Source organism: Streptomyces sp. NPDC043996 (assembly GCF_056435225.1).
Window position 1 is genome coordinate 157,281 of sequence record NZ_JBWKEY010000001.1, and the last position, 16,500, is coordinate 173,780.

Annotated in this window: 14 protein-coding genes and 1 riboswitch; of the genes, 9 read left to right on the forward strand and 5 right to left on the reverse strand. The window is 70.4% G+C overall.

Features of this window, described 5'->3' with window-relative positions; translation table 11 throughout:
* The first annotated feature begins 117 nt into the window (after positions 1-117).
* From AC07A4_RS00750 to AC07A4_RS00785, 8 genes are all read left to right on the forward strand, one after another.
* Positions 118-963 (forward strand): GntR family transcriptional regulator, encoded by an 846-nt coding sequence (locus tag AC07A4_RS00750; RefSeq protein ID WP_478591072.1) that lies wholly within the window; start codon positions 118-120, stop codon positions 961-963.
* Positions 964-1,117: 154 nt separating this feature from the next.
* The gene (locus AC07A4_RS00755; RefSeq protein ID WP_478591075.1) at positions 1,118-3,259 is read left to right on the forward strand and encodes a carbon starvation CstA family protein; all 2,142 of its coding nucleotides are present in this window, start codon (positions 1,118-1,120) and stop codon (positions 3,257-3,259) included.
* Complete coding sequence (locus tag AC07A4_RS00760) at positions 3,256-3,456, forward strand: CstA-like transporter-associated (seleno)protein (protein ID WP_478591078.1); 201 nt, start codon at positions 3,256-3,258, stop codon at positions 3,454-3,456. The genes AC07A4_RS00755 and AC07A4_RS00760 overlap by 4 nt, the downstream gene beginning before the upstream one ends.
* Before the next feature lie 145 nt (positions 3,457-3,601).
* Complete coding sequence (locus tag AC07A4_RS00765; RefSeq protein ID WP_478591080.1) at positions 3,602-3,892, forward strand: DUF3311 domain-containing protein; 291 nt, start codon at positions 3,602-3,604, stop codon at positions 3,890-3,892.
* On the forward strand, positions 3,889-5,511 hold the full coding sequence (mctP, locus tag AC07A4_RS00770; protein ID WP_478591082.1) for a monocarboxylate uptake permease MctP: 1,623 nt from the start codon (positions 3,889-3,891) through the stop codon (positions 5,509-5,511). Before AC07A4_RS00765 ends, mctP begins: the two co-directional genes overlap by 4 nt.
* 95 nt (positions 5,512-5,606) lie before the next feature.
* Positions 5,607-6,425 (forward strand): hypothetical protein, encoded by an 819-nt coding sequence (locus AC07A4_RS00775; RefSeq protein WP_478591085.1) that lies wholly within the window; start codon positions 5,607-5,609, stop codon positions 6,423-6,425.
* A 122-nt stretch (positions 6,426-6,547) separates the two neighbouring features.
* Positions 6,548-6,676, forward strand: a riboswitch (cobalamin riboswitch).
* Positions 6,677-6,803: 127 nt separating this feature from the next.
* Positions 6,804-9,224: a ribonucleoside-diphosphate reductase subunit alpha gene (locus AC07A4_RS00780; protein ID WP_478591087.1), complete on the forward strand. Its 2,421-nt coding sequence runs from the start codon at positions 6,804-6,806 to the stop codon at positions 9,222-9,224.
* Positions 9,224-10,264 carry a ribonucleotide-diphosphate reductase subunit beta gene (locus AC07A4_RS00785; protein WP_478591089.1) on the forward strand — a complete coding sequence of 347 codons (1,041 nt, stop codon included), beginning with the start codon at positions 9,224-9,226 and terminating at the stop codon, positions 10,262-10,264. The genes AC07A4_RS00780 and AC07A4_RS00785 overlap by 1 nt, the downstream gene beginning before the upstream one ends.
* Here AC07A4_RS00785 and AC07A4_RS00790 read toward each other — a convergent pair.
* Positions 10,177-10,407 (reverse strand): hypothetical protein, encoded by a 231-nt coding sequence (locus AC07A4_RS00790; RefSeq protein WP_478591091.1) that lies wholly within the window; start codon positions 10,405-10,407, stop codon positions 10,177-10,179. The two genes, AC07A4_RS00785 and AC07A4_RS00790, sit on opposite strands and share 88 nt — an antisense overlap.
* A 93-nt stretch (positions 10,408-10,500) precedes the next feature.
* Here AC07A4_RS00790 and AC07A4_RS00795 point away from each other — a divergent pair, with 93 nt between their 5' ends.
* Complete coding sequence (locus AC07A4_RS00795; protein ID WP_478591094.1) at positions 10,501-11,472, forward strand: GlxA family transcriptional regulator; 972 nt, start codon at positions 10,501-10,503, stop codon at positions 11,470-11,472.
* Positions 11,473-11,489: 17 nt separating this feature from the next.
* Here AC07A4_RS00795 and AC07A4_RS00800 read toward each other — a convergent pair whose 3' ends face one another.
* The 4 genes from AC07A4_RS00800 to AC07A4_RS00815 form a co-directional block, all read right to left on the reverse strand.
* Positions 11,490-12,869 (reverse strand): bifunctional albaflavenone monooxygenase/terpene synthase, encoded by a 1,380-nt coding sequence (locus tag AC07A4_RS00800; protein WP_478591097.1) that lies wholly within the window; start codon positions 12,867-12,869, stop codon positions 11,490-11,492.
* Positions 12,866-13,924 carry a terpene synthase family protein gene (locus AC07A4_RS00805; protein WP_478591100.1) on the reverse strand — a complete coding sequence of 353 codons (1,059 nt, stop codon included), beginning with the start codon at positions 13,922-13,924 and terminating at the stop codon, positions 12,866-12,868. The genes AC07A4_RS00800 and AC07A4_RS00805 overlap by 4 nt, the downstream gene beginning before the upstream one ends.
* A gap of 482 nt (positions 13,925-14,406) precedes the next feature.
* Entirely contained in the window at positions 14,407-15,057 is a 651-nt protein-coding gene (def, locus tag AC07A4_RS00810) for a peptide deformylase (RefSeq protein WP_478591102.1), read from the reverse strand.
* Between the two features lie 179 nt (positions 15,058-15,236).
* A complete protein-coding gene (locus AC07A4_RS00815; protein ID WP_478591104.1) occupies positions 15,237-16,217 on the reverse strand; it encodes a tetratricopeptide repeat protein in 981 nt (326 codons plus the stop codon).
* Between the last annotated feature and the right edge of the window lie 283 nt (positions 16,218-16,500).

Below are 16,500 nucleotides of genomic sequence, written 5' to 3' on the forward strand. Positions count from 1 at the left end.
AGCACAGCTACCTCGGACCGGGCCGTGCCACGATGTGAGCCGCGACAGACGGAGGAGCCGGTGACGGCAGCAGCACAGGAGCCGGTGACAGCAGCACAGGAGCCGGGAAGGCGGAGCATGGGCACAGAGGCGGACAGCACCAAGGCCGGGGTGGGCACCCCGGCGACGGCATCCGCGAGTACGACCGCCCCCGCCCTCACGACAGCCGACGGTACCGTGGCCGGCACCGGCCCCGGCAAGTCCGTCCGCCCCGCCCGCGTGCCCAAGTACTACCGCCTGAAGCGGCACTTGCTCGACATGACCGAGACCCTGCCGCCCGGCACCCCGGTCCCGCCCGAGCGCACGCTGGCCGCCGAGTTCGACACCTCGCGCACGACGGTGCGCCAGGCCCTGCAGGAACTGGTCGTCGAGGGCCGCCTGGAGCGGATCCAGGGCAAGGGCACCTTCGTGGCCAAGCCGAAGGTGTCCCAGGCGCTCCAACTCACCTCGTACACCGAGGACATGAAGGCCCAGGGCCTGGAGCCGACGTCCCAGCTCCTGGACATCGGGTACATCACCGCCGACGACACCCTGGCCGGGCTGCTCGACATCGTCGCCGGGGGGCGCGTGCTGCGCATCGAGCGCCTGCGCCTGGCCAGCGGCGAGCCGATGGCCATCGAGACCACGCACCTGTCGGCCAAGCGCTTCCCCGCGCTCCGACGCTCCCTGGTGAAGTACACGTCCCTGTACACGGCGCTCGCCGAGGTCTACGACGTCCACCTCGCCGAGGCCGAGGAGACCATCGAGACGTCCCTCGCGACCCCGCGCGAGGCGGGCCTGCTCGGCACCGACGTGGGCCTGCCGATGCTGATGCTGTCGCGGCACTCCCTGGACGGCGGGGGCCAGCCGGTGGAGTGGGTGCGCTCGGTCTACCGGGGCGACCGCTACAAGTTCGTGGCGCGCCTGAAGCGGCCGCAGGACTGACGGCGCGCCGGGAACCCCCAGCGCCGCCCGGGCCCCCGCGCCGCCGCGAAACTCCCCCGCCCCGCGCGGATACCGGCGTTCGCACCGTAGCGCGGATCACGTAACTGCCCTACCGTCCTCCCGTCACCGCAGAACGTGAACGGGAGGACGGCCCGTGCGCACAGCGACCCCCAAGACCCTCGCCCTCTGGACGCTCGTCGCGCTGGTGGGCGCCGCGGGCTGGACCGTGCTCGCGCTCTCCCGGGACGAGGAGGTGTCGGCCGCCTGGATGGTGGCCGCCGCCCTCGGCTCGTACGCCATCGCCTACCGCTTCTACGCGAAGTTCATCGCGCACAAGGTCCTGCGCGTCGACAAGCGCAGGGCCACGCCCGCCGAGCGGCTCGACAACGGCGTGGACTACCACCCGACCGACCGGCGGGTGCTGCTCGGCCACCACTTCGCGGCGATCGCGGGCGCCGGGCCCCTGGTAGGACCGGTGCTCGCCGCCCAGATGGGCTATCTGCCGGGCACGATCTGGATCATCGCGGGGGTGATCTTCGCGGGCGCCGTGCAGGACATGGTGGTCCTGTTCTTCTCCACGCGCCGCGACGGCAGGTCGCTCGGGCAGATGGCGCGGGACGAGATCGGGCCCTTCGGCGGGGCCGCCGCGCTGCTCGCCACCTTCGCCATCATGATCATTCTCCTTGGCGTGCTCGCGCTCGTCATCGTGAACGCCCTCGCCGAGTCGCCCTGGGGCACCTTCTCCATCGCGATGACGATCCCGATCGCCCTGCTCATGGGCTTCTACCTGCGCGTCCTGCGCCCCGGCCGGGTCAGCGAGGTCTCGCTGATCGGCATCGCGCTGCTGCTGCTCGCACTCGTCGCCGGGCGCTGGGTCGCGGAGTCCTCCTGGGCGGAGGCGTTCACGCTCGCGCCCTCCACGCTCGTCGTCTGGCTGGTGGCGTACGGCTTCATCGCCTCGATCCTGCCGGTGTGGATGCTGCTCGCCCCGCGCGACTACCTGTCCACGTTCATGAAGATCGGCACGATCGCGCTGCTCGCGCTCGGCGTCATCGTCTCCCTGCCGACGCTCAAGATGGACCCGGTGACCGACTTCGCCTCGCGCGGCGACGGGCCGGTCTTCGCGGGCTCGCTGTTCCCGTTCGTGTTCATCACCATCGCGTGCGGGGCGCTCTCCGGCTTCCACTCCCTGATCTCCTCCGGTACGACGCCGAAGATGATCCAGAAGGAGACGCAGATCCGGATGATCGGCTACGGCTCCATGCTGATGGAGTCATCCGTGGCGATCATGGCCCTGGTCGCGGCGAGCATCATCGACCCCGGACTGTACTTCGCGATGAACGCGCCCGCGGGCGTCGTCGGCGACACCGTCCAGGAGGCCTCGCGCGCGGTCGCGGGCTTCGGCTACTCCATCTCCCCCGAGGACCTGGCGCAGGCCGCCAAGAACGTGGAGGAGAGCTCGCTGCTCTCGCGCACGGGCGGCGCGCCCACGCTCGCGGTCGGCGTCTCCGAGATCTTCTCCAAGGTCACCGGGGACTCGCTGCGGGCGTTCTGGTATCACTTCGCGATCATGTTCGAGGCGCTGTTCATCCTCACCGCCCTGGACGCGGGCACGCGGGTGGGCCGGTTCATGCTCCAGGACATGCTGGGCAACGTCTACAAGCCCTTCAAGAACGTCAGCTGGAAGCCCGGCCTGGTGGTGACCAGCGCCGTGGTGACCGGCATGTGGGGCTACTTCCTGTGGGTCGGCGTCCACGAGCCGCTCGGCGGCATCAACCAGCTCTTCCCGATCTTCGGCATCGCCAACCAGCTCCTGGCCGCCGTCGCCCTCGCCGTCTGCACCACCCTCCTGGTGAAGTCGGGGCGCCTGAAGTGGGCCTGGGTCACGGCCGTTCCGCTCGCCTGGGACGCGGCGGTGACGCTGACCGCGAGCTGGCAGAAGGTGTTCTCCAGCGACCCGCGCGTGGGCTTCTTCAAGCAGCGCTCGGTCTACCAGGACGCCATCGACGACGGAAGGGTCCTGCCGCCCGCCAAGTCGATGGACGACATGCACACCGTCGTCACCAACTCCACCGTGGACGGCGTCCTTTCGGCGGCCCTCGCCATCCTGGTCGTCGTGGTGATCGCGGACGCGGGCCGCGTCTGCCTGCGGCACATCCGCGATCCGCTGTCCTCGCGCCTGCGCGAGACGCCGTTCGTGGAGTCCACGACGGTCGCGCCCGCGGGCCTGTTCGCCACGCCGGAGGAGAAGGCGGAACTCGCCGCCCACGAGCGCGCGAAGGCGGGCGCGCCATGACCGGGGCGCTGCGCCGGGCCTGGCGCGGAGTGCGGTGGTACGTACGGGAGTTGACGGACGAGTCGGCGTACGAGCGGCATGTGGCGCACGTGCGCAAGGAGTATCCGGCGGCGGCCGTGCCCTCCCGCAGGGCGTTCGAGCGGATGCGGACGGACCGCCAGGAGTCGGACCCGCGACAGGGTTTCCGCTGCTGCTGAGCCTGCTCGGCGCAACCCCTTTCTCCACCTGTTCGTTACGTTTCTTGGCCCGTCCGTTATGCGGACAGGGGTTCCAATGATCGAGACCGTCGCTTAGATTTCCCGCACGTTAAGCAGGGGATAAGAGAGCGAACGGAGCCGCGGTATGCCTGATGCGCCTGAAGTGCCGGTTGCGCCCGAGGGGACGACGCGGCCGGTGGTCACGCCGGTCCGCGTGGTCATCGCCCTCTGTCTCGTGGCCCCGTTCGTATCGATGCTCTGGGTCAGCTCCTACGCGAAGGTCGACCCCGCGTTCATCGGCATCCCCTTCTTCTACTGGTACCAGATGCTGTGGGTGCTGATCTCCACCGCGCTCACGATGATCGCCTACCAGCTGTGGCAGCGTGACCAGCGCGCCCGCAAGGCCGCCTCGGCCCAGAAAGGTGCGCGCGCATGAACGACGGCGTGAACGGCGTCGCGCTCGCCGTCTTCATCTTCTTCTTCCTCGCGGTGACGGTCATGGGCTTCCTGGCCTCCCGCTGGCGCCGGGCCGAGAACGAGCAGAGCCTCGACGAATGGGGCCTCGGCGGCCGGTCGTTCGGCACCTGGGTGACCTGGTTCCTGCTCGGCGGCGACCTCTACACCGCTTACACCTTCGTGGCCGTGCCCGCGGCGATCTACGCCGCCGGGGCCGCCGGGTTCTTCGCGGTGCCCTACACCATCCTCGTCTACCCGCTGATCTTCACCTTCCTGCCGCGCCTGTGGTCGGTGTCGCACAAGCACGGGTACGTGACGACGTCGGACTTCGTCCGGGGGCGCTTCGGCTCCAAGGGGCTCTCCCTCGCCGTGGCCGTCACCGGCATCCTCGCCACGATGCCCTACATCGCGCTCCAACTCGTCGGCATCCAGGCCGTCCTGGACGTGATGGGCGTCGGCGGCGGCGAGGACACCAACTGGTTCATCAAGGACCTGCCGCTGCTCATCGCCTTCGGCGTGCTCGCCGCGTACACGTACTCGTCCGGACTGCGGGCCCCCGCCCTGATCGCGTTCGTCAAGGACACCCTGATCTACATCGTGATCGCGGTGGCCATCATCTACATCCCCATCAAGCTGGGCGGTTTCGACGAGATCTTCCAGGCGGCGAACGAGAAGTTCTCGGCGACGAACGAGGCGACGGGCAAGCCCGTGGGCGCGCTCGTGCCCGGCGACGCCGGCACCTGGACGTACGCGACCCTGGCCCTCGGCTCGGCGCTCGCCCTGTTCATGTACCCGCACTCGATCACCGCGACGCTGTCCTCGCGCAGCCGTGACGTGATCCGCCGCAACACCACGATCCTGCCCCTGTACTCGCTGATGCTGGGCCTGCTCGCGCTGCTCGGCTTCATGGCGATCGCGGCCGGGGTGAAGGTCGAGAACGGGCAGCTGGCGATCCCGCAGCTGTTCGAGGACATGTTCCCGGACTGGTTCACGGGCGTCGCGTTCGCGGCGATCGGCATCGGCGCGCTCGTCCCGGCGGCCATCATGTCCATCGCGGCCGCGAATCTCTTCACCCGCAACATCTACAAGGACTTCATCCGGCCCGACGCGACACCCGCGCAGGAGACCAAGGTCTCCAAGCTGGTGTCGCTCCTGGTGAAGGTGGGCGCGCTCGCGTTCGTGCTCACCATGGACAAGACGGTCGCCATCAACTTCCAGCTCCTCGGCGGCATCTGGATCCTGCAGACCATGCCCGCCCTCGTCGGCGGCCTGTTCACGCGCTGGTTCCACCGCTGGGCGCTGCTCGCCGGGTGGGCGGTCGGCATGGTGTACGGGACGGTCGCCGCGTACGGCGTCGCCTCGCCGACGCAGAAGCACTTCGGCGGGTCCTCCAAGGAGATCCCCGGCATCGGCGAGATCGGCTACATCGGCCTGACGGCGTTCGTCCTGAACGTGGTCGTGACGGTGGTCCTCACCTTCGTCCTGAAGGCGCTCAAGGCCCCCGAGGGCGTCGACGAGACCTCGCCGGAGGACTACACGGCGGACGCCGGTGACAAGGGCGTGGCCGTGGAGCTGCCGAAGGTGGGGGCGGGGCACTGAGAACGGCGCGGACGAAGCGGACGCGGCGGCCGGTGCGGCCAGAGCGGTCGTAGCCGCACAGCGGGCGGCGGGGTCCCATGCGCGAGGATGAGCGCATGAGACCCCGCCGCCTCCTGCTCCCGGCCCTGCTGCTCATACCGCTCGCGCTCACCGGCTGCGGAGCCGATGAGAAGTCCGCAGAGAAGTCCGCTGAGAAGTCCGCAGAGAACTCCACGGAGAAGACCCAACAGAAGAAGGGGGACGGCATCCGGGCGTCCGCCTCCCCGCAGCGCTCCGAAGCCGCCGCTTCCCCGCGGCGCTCCCCGGCCGCCGCGCCCCCCAAGCGCTCCGAACTCGTCGCCCGCGCCCTCGCCGCGCAGACCCGGGTGGAGCACGTGTACCTGACGAAGGTCCCCGGCTACCGGGCCGCGAAGCAGTCCGCGGGCGTCCTCGGCGACGACGGCTTCCAGGTCACCTATGTGAAGGGCACCGCCCAGATCGCCCTGCGCGTCGAGCGGGGCACCGTCGGCGACGGGAACTGCCGCACCGTCCAGCCCGCCGCGAGCGCGTGCGCGAAGGACGGCAGGGGCTGGTACCGCGTGAGCGGCTCCCGGCACGAGTACGCCCTCACCGAGCGCGGGCTGCGCGTCCAGGTCTCCGCCGACCGCGCGGCCGTGGACCGCGCGACGCTGCGCGCCGCCGCCGCGCACGTCCACCGCGCCGACGCCCGCGAGCTGGACGCGATCCTGCCCGCGTCCACGGGGCGCGACACGCGGGGCGAGCCCACCGAGCCCAGCAAGCCCGTCGAACCCACCGATCCCACCAAGCCCGTCAAGCCCGTCAAGCCCGTCCAGCCCACCCAGCCCGTCGAGCGCGGCGACCTGCCGCGGCACGGGGACGGGGCGCCGCAGGACCCGCCGAGGACGGGCGGCTGAGCCCCGGACGGGCCGTGGAATGCCACTCCCCGTCCATGAGTTGACCTTCCAGCGGCGTTCTTTTGTGAGGCCTGCGTCACCCTCCGACACAACATCTAGGGGTGCCACCGAAAGCCAGCACAAGATGTATGCTCGTCCTCGCTGTCGCCGCAGGGGAATCCGGTGCAAGTCCGGAACTGTCCCGCAACGGTGTACTGGTGTGCTTTTGCGTACCCGTGAGTCCGAGGACCTGCCGACGGCGCGCCCGGTCCATCCGGCCCGGGTGCGAAGACGTCCGGGCCTCGCGGAGTGGGCCGGCGGACGCGGCCCGCCCCTGCCCGGGTGCGCCCGCGCGTCGCCTCCCCCGCGAGCCCAGAGCCGAGCGAGGGAGAGCACCACGTGACCATCGCGCCCGCCGAGCCCGCATCAGCGCAGGCCGAAGCCGGTCAGCAGCCCACCGAGCAGTCCGCGCCGTCCGCCGACGGCCCCGGAACCGCCCTGCTGCGCACCCTGACCGACCTCACCGTCGACCTCCCCGACGCCGACCCCGGACGCGTCGCCGCGGCCGCGCTGCGCGGCCGCTCGGCGAAGGCCGACGAGGCCGAGTTGCGGGAGCTCGCCACCGAGGCGGCCGCCGGCCTCATCTCCGAGGACCCCGCGTACTCCCGGCTCGGCGCCCGGCTCCTGAGCATCGGCATCCGCGAGGAGGCCGCGTCGCAGGGCGTCACGTCGTTCTCCGAGTCCGTCGCGGTCGGCCACCGCGAGGGCCTGATCGCCGACCGCACCGCCGCGTTCACGACCCTGCACGGCGCCCGTCTCGACGCGCTCGTGGAGGCCGCGCTCGCCGACGGCGCCGACCGTCGCTTCGGCTACTTCGGCCTGCGCACCCTGCACAGCCGCTATCTGCTGCGCCACCCGATCACCCGCAAGGTCATCGAGACCCCGCAGCACTTCATGCTGCGCGTGGCCGTCGGCCTCGCCGAGGACGACTCGGCGCGCGCCCTGGACGAGGTCGCCGCGCTGTACGGCCTGATGAGCCGCCTGGACTACCTGCCGTCGTCGCCGACGCTGTTCAACTCCGGCACCCGCCACCCGCAGATGTCGAGCTGCTACCTGCTCGACTCGCCGCTGGACGAGCTGGACTCCATCTACGACCGGTACCACCAGGTGGCGCGCCTGTCGAAGCACGCCGGCGGCATCGGCCTCTCGTACTCCCGCATCCGCTCCCGCGGTTCGCTGATCCGCGGCACGAACGGGCACTCCAACGGCATCGTGCCGTTCCTGAAGACCCTGGACGCCTCCGTCGCCGCCGTGAACCAGGGCGGCCGCCGCAAGGGCGCCGCCGCGGTCTACCTGGAGACCTGGCACTCCGACATCGAGGAGTTCCTGGAGCTGCGGGACAACACCGGCGAGGACGCCCGGCGCACCCACAACCTGAACCTGGCGCACTGGATCCCGGACGAGTTCATGCGCCGCGTCGCCGCCGACCAGGACTGGTCGCTGTTCTCGCCCGCCGACGTGCCCGAGCTCGTCGACCTGTGGGGCGAGGAGTTCGAAGCGGCGTACCAGAAGGCGGAGGCGGCCGGTCTCGCCCAGAAGACCATGCCCGCCCGTGATCTGTACGGCCGGATGATGCGCACCCTCGCGCAGACCGGCAACGGCTGGATGACCTTCAAGGACACCTCCAACCGCACCGCCAACCAGACCGCCGAGCCCGGCCACACCGTGCACTCCTCCAACCTGTGCACGGAGATCCTCGAGGTCACCGACGACGGCGAGACGGCCGTCTGCAACCTCGGCTCGGTGAACCTCGGCGCCTTCGTGGCCGAGGGGGACATCGACTGGGAGCGCCTGGACGCCACCGTCCGCACCGCCGTGACGTTCCTCGACCGCGTCGTCGACATCAACTTCTACCCGACCGAGCAGGCCGGGCGCTCCAACGCCAAGTGGCGCCCCGTGGGCCTGGGCGCCATGGGTCTGCAGGACGTCTTCTTCCAGCTGCGGCTGCCCTTCGACTCCCCCGAGGCGAAGGCGCTTTCCACGAAGATCGCCGAGCGGATCATGCTCGCCGCGTACGAGGCGTCCGCGGACCTGGCCGAGCGCCACGGCCCGCTGCCCGCCTGGGAGAAGACCCGCACCGCCCGCGGCGTCCTGCATCCCGACCACTACGAGCACACCGCGGCGGAGCGCGCCTGGCCCGAGCGCTGGGAGGCGCTGCGGACGCGCATCGGCAAGGTCGGCATGCGCAACTCGCTGCTCCTCGCCATCGCCCCGACCGCCACCATCGCCTCCATCGCGGGCGTCTACGAGTGCATCGAGCCGCAGGTCTCCAACCTCTTCAAGCGCGAGACGCTGTCCGGCGAGTTCCTCCAGGTCAACTCCTACCTGGTGCAGGACCTCAAGAAGCTCGGCGTGTGGGACGCGCAGACCCGTGAGGCCCTTCGCGAGTCCAACGGCTCGGTGCAGGGCTTCAGCTGGGTGCCCGCGGAGGTGCGGAACCTGTACCGCACGGCGTGGGAGATCCCGCAGCGCGGCCTGATCGACATGGCCGCCGCGCGCACCCCGTACCTGGACCAGTCGCAGTCCCTGAACCTGTTCCTGGAGACGCCGACCATCGGCAAACTCTCCTCGATGTACGCCTACGCCTGGCAGCAGGGCATCAAGACCACGTACTACCTGCGCTCGCGCCCCGCGACGCGCATCGCCCGCGCCGCCGGTGGCACCGCCGCCGCGGCCGCCCCCGTACCCCAGCAGGTGACCGACCCCGAGGCGATCGCCTGCTCCCTGGAAAACCCCGAGTCCTGCGAGGCCTGCCAGTAATGTCCCAGTCCGACAAGCACACCGTCACGACGGCCGGTGAGAAGAACCTGCTCGACCCCGGCTTCGAGCTGACGCTGCGCCCCATGCGCTACCCGGACTTCTACGAGCGCTACCGGGACGCGATCAAGAACACCTGGACCGTGGAGGAGGTCGACCTCCACTCGGACGTGGCCGACCTCGCCAAGATGACGGCCGAGGAGCAGCACCTGATCGGCCGCCTGGTCGCGTTCTTCGCGACCGGCGACTCGATCGTGGCGAACAACCTCGTCCTTACGCTGTACAAGCACATCAACTCCCCCGAGGCGCGGCTCTATCTGAGCCGTCAGCTGTTCGAGGAGGCCGTGCACGTCCAGTTCTACCTGACGCTGCTCGACACCTACCTGCCCGACCCGGAGGACCGCGCCGCCGCCTTCGCGGCCGTGGAGAACATCCCCTCCATCCGGGAGAAGGCCGAGTTCTGCTTCAAGTGGATGGACTCGGTCGAGAAGCTGGACCGCCTGGAGTCCAAGGCGGACCGCCGCCGCTTCCTGCTGAACCTGATCTGCTTCGCGGCCTGCATCGAGGGCCTGTTCTTCTACGGGGCCTTCGCGTACGTCTACTGGTTCCGGTCCCGCGGTCTGCTGCACGGCCTGGCGACCGGCACCAACTGGGTGTTCCGCGACGAGACGATGCACATGTCCTTCGCCTTCGAGGTCGTGGACACCGTCCGCAAGGAGGAGCCGGAGCTGTTCGACGAGGCGCTCCAGGAGCAGGTCACGGACATGCTCAAGGGAGCGGTCGAGGCCGAGCTGCAGTTCGCCCGCGACCTGTGCGGCGACGGCCTGCCCGGCATGAACACCGAGTCGATGCGCGAGTACCTCCAGTGCGTCGCCGACCAGCGCCTTCAGCGTCTCGGCTTCGCGCCGGTGTACGGCTCCGAGAACCCCTTCTCGTTCATGGAGCTGCAGGGCGTTCAGGAGCTGACCAACTTCTTCGAGCGGCGCCCGTCGGCGTACCAGGTCGCCGTGGAGGGCTCGGTCTCCTTCGACGACGAGTTCTGATCCCGCGGCCCGGGTCCGTGCTCGGCGTCCCGCAGCTGCCGGTCGATCCGGCGGTCGTGGGCGTGGCCGATCAGTGACGGCAGGGCCATGAGCAGGAAGACTACGAGGACGGCCAGCGTGTTGAGTGCGTCGTGTGTGTTCATGACGTCCACTCTCGCGTCGGCCGTCCTCCGGCGTGAGTGGCAGAACTGACGCGACCCCTCGATTTCCTGCCAAGGGCGCGGCACACTGGGTCCATGCTGCGCAATGTGGCCGCCGTCGCGCTCGACGGCGTGCATCCCTTCGAACTCGGCGTCGTGTGCGAGGTGTTCGGCCTCGACCGCGGCGACGAGGGGCTTCCGGTGTACGACTTCGCGCTCGTCTCGGCCGAGGGCCCCACGCTCTCCACCCACGCGGGCTTCACCATCTCCACGCCGTACGGCCTCGACCGGCTCGAAGAGGCCGACCTGATCACCGTCCCGGCCGGGAACTCCTACGTGACGCGGGACTTCCCGCCCGCCCTGCTCGACGCCCTGCGCCGCGCCACCGAGCGCGGCGCCCGGGTCCTGAGCGTGTGCACCGGCGTCTTCGTGCTCGGCGCGGCCGGGCTCCTTGACGGGCGGCGGTGCGCGGTGCACTGGCGGCACGCCGACGAGCTGAGGCGCCGCTTCCCGCGCGCGGCCGTCGAACCGGACGTGCTGTACGTCGACGAGGATCCGGTGATCACCTCCGCGGGCACCGCGGCGGGCATCGACGCCGCGCTGCACCTGGTGCGCGCGGAGGACGGCCCGGAGGTGGCCAACGCCATCGCGCGCCGGATGATCGTGCCGCCGCACCGCGACGGCGGCCAGGCCCAGTACGTCGCGCGGCCGCTGCCGCGCACCCGGTGCGACACCGTCGGCGGCGCCCTCGCCTGGATGGAGCGCCATCTGGACCGGGAGCTGACCGTCGACCAGTTGGCCGCCCGCGCCCATATGTCGCCGCGCACCTTCGCGCGCCGCTTCAAGGAGGAGACGGGCACCACGCCCTACCGCTGGCTGCTGCGCCAGCGGCTGCTGCGCGCCCAGGAGCTCCTGGAGGCGACGGACGAGACGGTGGACACCGTCGCGGCGCGCTCCGGCTTCGGCACCGCCGCCGCGCTGCGCCACCAGTTCGTCCGCGCCCTCGGAACCACCCCGAACGCCTACCGGCGGACGTTCCGGGGGCCCGGCATCGGCACCGCCGCCTGACGCCGGGCCCCCGGGCGTCACCGCCGCCGCGCCCTCAGGACCAGCCTCCTCGGGTGCAGCGTGATGCCGACCTTGGTGCGGGAATCGGTCCGGGCCACGGGGGCGAGGTGCCACTTCGGGGCGACCGTCGCCAGGATGATGGCGAGTTCCGCCAGGCTGAAGTGATCCCCGGGGCACTTACGGTTGCCGACGCTGAAGGGCATCATGGCGAACTCCGGTACGCTCGCCGCGCGTTCCGGATTCCAGCGGTCCGGGTCGAACTCCAGATGCCGCTCGAAGGAACGCGGATCGCGCTGCATCGCGTACACGCTGTACACGATGTCCGCGTCGGCCGGAATGCGATAGCCGCCGAGGGCGGTCTCGGCAACGGACCGCCGCGTGAAAATCCAGGCGGCCGGTCGTATACGCATGGCCTCCGTGACGACATTGCGCGTGTGCGGCAGCTCCTTGAGGTCGGCGAAGGCGACAGGCCGACCTGCCGTCACGGAATTTACCTCTTCAACCAACCGCCTTTCGTGCTCCGGGTGTTCGGTGAGCAGTTGGAAGGTCCACGCCAGTGTCGACGCGACATTCTCGGCGCCCGCCACGACGAGAGAGACCACATGGTCGTGGATCTCCTGATCCGTCAGCGGCTGCCCCGATTCGTCGCGCGCTTGGAGCAATACGGCCAGCAAGTCCTCTTCCGTGCCGTTTTCACCGGCGCGGCGTTCGGCGACGATCTCGTCGACGACCGCGTGCAGATCGGCGAGCGCGCGCTCAAAGCGCCGGTTCGCGGGCGTCGGCACCCGGTAGAGCGGCCCCACGGAGAGCACCATGCGGCGGTACAGGCCCTCGAACACGGTGTGCAGCGCGTCGCTGATGCGGTCGGCCTTCTCCGCGATGGAGTCGACCTCCAGGAGGGAGCGGGACACGATGCGCACGGCGGTGCGGAACATCTCCGCGCTCACGTCCACCGCGTCGCCGTCACTCCAGCGGGCGGCCGTCGCCTGGGCCTCCTCCTCCATCACGCGCGCGTAGCCGACGACGCGCTCGGGGCGGAACGCGGGCTGCATCATGCGCCGCTGGCGCCGGTGCAGCGATCCGTTGCTGGTCGCCACGCCCTTGCCGAGGAGCACCTCCAGGGTGTCCCAGAGCGGCCCGCCGACGACATACTCCGGGCTCTTCAACAGGGCTCCGACGAGCTGCGGATCGCACACCGCGTACGCGGTCCTGGGCCCCAGCCTGATCCGGACGAGATCTCCGTGGTCACGCAGGGCGGCGAGGAAGCCGAGCGGGTCGCGCACGAGGTTCCAGGCGTGGCCGAGAAGCGGCGCTCCGCCGGGGACCAGTGGCGGTGTATTCAGCCGTGCGCGCGCGGCCTGGGCGGTTATCGCGGACGCCGTGGATTCGACGGTCATTCCTGTCCTCCTGCCAGTTCGGAACCTGCCCATTCGCACTCCGGGACATCGGGTCCCGGAGTGTCGGAGACATACGGCGGCAATGACCGGTCGAGCCAGCTCTCGACGCGATACCTGCCGGATTCGTGGTGGAACCAGTACACGGAACTGAACCAGTTCCGCATATTGAAGAGGCAGGACTGAAGCGCCGCGCTCACTTTGCGGCCCGCCGCGCTGCCGTCGATCAATTCATCGGCGAGGGCGAGGACTTCGGGTTCCACCGCGAGAAAGTCACTCACGCATTCGCTGACCCGCTGGTGCACCTCCGCGACGGCCTGCTCAAGGGACATTCCCTCGTGGTGGATGAGGGAGATCCCGAGATTGTGCACCTCGTCCCCTGCGAGCTCTTTCGGAAGCGAGCAGAGGTCGTTGTACCAGGCGGAGAAATCCTGGGTCGCGCGTGCCGCCGCGCGATACGCGGGATGTTTCCGCACCGCGTCCGGAAGCTCCTGGCGCGCGGTCGGTTCGAGCAGATCGATCCAGATCCAGTGCGCGAAGGTGAGCCGGCGCAGCTCGACGTACGCCTCGACGCTCGGCACCGTCCCGGTGCGGCGGTTGCCGAACTCGTGGTCGTAGGCGTCGATCACCGGGTGGAAGTGGCGGGCGAAGCGCGCGTTCCACCCCGGCCCGAGGTGCGCGTACAGCCTCAGGACGCAGTCCGCGAAGCCGGCGACCAGAGGGTCCTCGTGGTGCAGCTGGCGGCGCGGGTCACCGAGTGTCTCGTGCAACCCATGGCACAGACGCCGCCACCCGGCCGTCCTGCCGTGCACCGCGTCCCGGTCGTGCCGGTCGTCCCAGCCGAAGAACCAGGAGCTCAAGTCCGCGATGGCGGACAACAGTTCGTTTGGCGCACCGATGTAGTAGCCCGCCACCAGGTCGGTGTAGCAAAGTCCGTCGGCATATACCGCGACCTTGTCGGGGGGCATGAGCCGCTTTTCCAGGAGCCATGCGCGTGACTTCTCCTGAAGCTTTGGCCAATACGGATGCAGATGTCGGGGAAACTCCGACTCCACCACGGGAAGAGCCAGTGCGGGCGGCACGGATACCGCCGCTCGAACTGGTGACTGTACGGACTCGACCGGCTTCCGGCGTTGCCTCGGTACGCGTTCCATCGCATATGCCGGAACCCGTACCGGGACAGGTGCCGCCCGGTCCGACTGTGAAGTGCTGTGTGAGGAAGCAGGCACGAACAAACCCCTCTCAACCACCTGAGGACCCACGCCCCTCCCGCCGTGCCGGGCGCGCGCCGTTGCGTATCCCCGCGCTTTCTATTCAGCACCACAACTGACCGTTCAGGGAACAGATTTGCGCCATTCACTACCCCACCGTGCCGAGAACATCCCCTTACGTGACCGAATATGGATCACCGGCGGCTGATCGTGGGCTAGTCCTGTCCGGTTCTGAGCGGGTACGCCAACGGCCCCTGGTCAGTGGGGTGTTCCCCGACCAGGGGCCGCTGTCGTCACGCGCTTCCCGCGCGCCTCAACCGTGGCGCGGTTCAGTCATTCGGCACCACGGGGTAGCGCGGCGTGCCTTCCGCCATCTGCCGCAGCGCGTCCTTGCGCTCCCGCTTGGAGAGGCGGTCGATGTACAGATAGCCGTACAGGTGGTCCGTCTCGTGCTGGAGGCAGCGGGCGAAGTAGCCCGTGCCGCGCACCGTGATGGCGTTGCCCTTCTCGTCCTGCCCGGTCACGACCGCGTAGTCCGGGCGGGCCAGGTCCGCGTAGGCGGTGGGCACCGAGAGGCAGCCCTCGCCGGAGTCGTCCAGGCGGCGCCGGTCGGCGGGCAGCTCCTGCAGGACGGGGTTGCAGACGACGCCCACGTGCCGCACGCCCTCGTCGTCCATGCAGTCGTAGACGAAGACCTTCAGGTCGACGCCGATCTGGTTGGCGGCCAGGCCCACGCCCTGCGCGGTCCGCTGGCTCGCGAACATGTCGTCGACCAGCTTCGCGAGGTCGTCGTCGAAGGCGGTGACGTCCTTGCACTCCTTGTGCAGGACCGGATTGCCGACGACCGTGATCGGCCGCGATGTGCCGCGCTCGCGGTAGGCCGTCTCGCGCTCCTCGGCGTCCTCCGTGTCGATGACGAAGCCCTCGTCGTCGACCGGGAGCACTCCGCCCGGCCGCTGCTGCTCAGTGTCCTGCGCCATGTCCGCCGTATGCCTTCTTCCTGGGAACCCGAAGCATGTGGTGCCCGTACAGGGTACGGGGCGCCCTCGGGCCCGGCATCGCCCGCGGCCCGCGCCCGGTCGGGGTCAGGAGTCGGTCAGGGGCCGGTCAGGTGTCGGAGAGGTCAGAGGAGGCGGAGGGGCCGGAGGGGTCCGCGGCGTCAGCAGACCTCTTCGAGGTCCCGCCAGTCCCGGGAGTCCGGGCTGTCGGTCACCCAGCCGTCGAGGAGCCCGCGCACCAGCCCGGGGGGCGCCGCGATGCCGCACTCGCGCTCGGGCACCCACAGGGGCCCTGGGCTGCGGTGGCCGAGGGGTCCTGGATGCCCCGGCTCGCTGTGGTCGTGCGGGTCCAGGTGCTCCCCGTCGCCCTCGTCGCTCGGCATGCGCGACTCCGAGCACATGCGGCACAGCAGCCGCACCGACGACGACCAGTCCTCCGCGGCGAAGCCCGCGTCGGAGGCGAGCTTCTCCAGGGCGTCCCGGTCGTCCTCGGTCGCGGCCTCCAGGAGGACGACCCAGGTGGGCACGGGAGAGGGCGCCCACAGCTCGATCTCGTCGAAGACGGGGTAGGCGTGCCCGGCGGACGTGGTGCGCTCCCCGTGCGGGACCCCGTCGTGCAGCACGACCTCGCCCCAGCGGCGCCCGGAGGACGGCAGCGGGATGGACAGGACCTCGATGCGGGCCGGGTCGAGCCTGCGGCCCCACACGACCTCCGCCTCGCCCTCCGGCGAGAGCCGCACGGCCGCGCTGCCCAGGTCCATGCCCGTGGGCTCGCCCGTCGCGGCGATCCCGCCGGGCACCTTGAGGCCGTACGCCTGCCAGGCCCTGCGCGCCAGCGGCCAGTCCTGCAGGGCGGTGGCCGCGATGCCCACGTTCCACCAGTCAGGGGCGCCCGCCGAGCGGTCAAGGAGCGCCACGGCCCGCAGGCCCGCGGCCCGGGCCTGCTCCCAGTCGTGGCGGAACTTGTGGAGCAGCGCGAGATTGAACCAGGACTCCGAGAGCCAGGGTTCGAGATCGGCGGCGCGCGTCAGGAGCGCGCCCGCGTCCTCGTAGCGGCCGTCGCCGATGAGCGTGAACGCCCTGTCGGTGGCCTGCCGCCAAGAGGCGGAGGGCCGGTGCCGTCCCTTGCCGAAGATCCTCACGATTCCCGCCTGCCAGCTCTTGTCGGGTGTGACCCCACCGCCGCGCCGCCGCGCGGCCCGGCTTCTCCGGGGTCCCTTCGCATCCAACCACGTACGGTCGGACGGCCGCTCATTACCCATGGGTTACCCAACGGGGCCCGGGGTCAGACGACCCTCCCCGGGGCCCTCGCGGGGCGCCCCAGACCCGCCCCTTCCCGAACTGGGGGGCGCCGCCCCCCAGCCCCCCGATCGTGTAGGGGGCCGCGGCCCCCTACCCCGCCTTATTGCCGCTTCGCGGCTCGTC

Excerpts from the sequence above, each read along its gene's own strand:
- AC07A4_RS00750 (WP_478591072.1), top strand. The coding sequence starts at position 118 with ATGGGCACAGAGGCGGACAGCACCAAGGCCGGGGTGGGCACCCCGGCG.
- AC07A4_RS00790 (WP_478591091.1), bottom strand. The coding sequence starts at position 10,407 with ATGAACACACACGACGCACTCAACACGCTGGCCGTCCTCGTAGTCTTC.
- def (WP_478591102.1), bottom strand. The coding sequence starts at position 15,057 with ATGGCGCAGGACACTGAGCAGCAGCGGCCGGGCGGAGTGCTCCCGGTC.
- AC07A4_RS00775 (WP_478591085.1), top strand. The coding sequence starts at position 5,607 with ATGAGACCCCGCCGCCTCCTGCTCCCGGCCCTGCTGCTCATACCGCTC.
- AC07A4_RS00785 (WP_478591089.1), top strand. The coding sequence starts at position 9,224 with ATGTCCCAGTCCGACAAGCACACCGTCACGACGGCCGGTGAGAAGAAC.
- AC07A4_RS00795 (WP_478591094.1), top strand. The coding sequence starts at position 10,501 with ATGCTGCGCAATGTGGCCGCCGTCGCGCTCGACGGCGTGCATCCCTTC.
- AC07A4_RS00760 (WP_478591078.1), top strand. The coding sequence starts at position 3,256 with ATGACCGGGGCGCTGCGCCGGGCCTGGCGCGGAGTGCGGTGGTACGTA.
- AC07A4_RS00765 (WP_478591080.1), top strand. The coding sequence starts at position 3,602 with ATGCCTGATGCGCCTGAAGTGCCGGTTGCGCCCGAGGGGACGACGCGG.
- AC07A4_RS00800 (WP_478591097.1), bottom strand. The coding sequence starts at position 12,869 with ATGACCGTCGAATCCACGGCGTCCGCGATAACCGCCCAGGCCGCGCGC.
- mctP (WP_478591082.1), top strand. The coding sequence starts at position 3,889 with ATGAACGACGGCGTGAACGGCGTCGCGCTCGCCGTCTTCATCTTCTTC.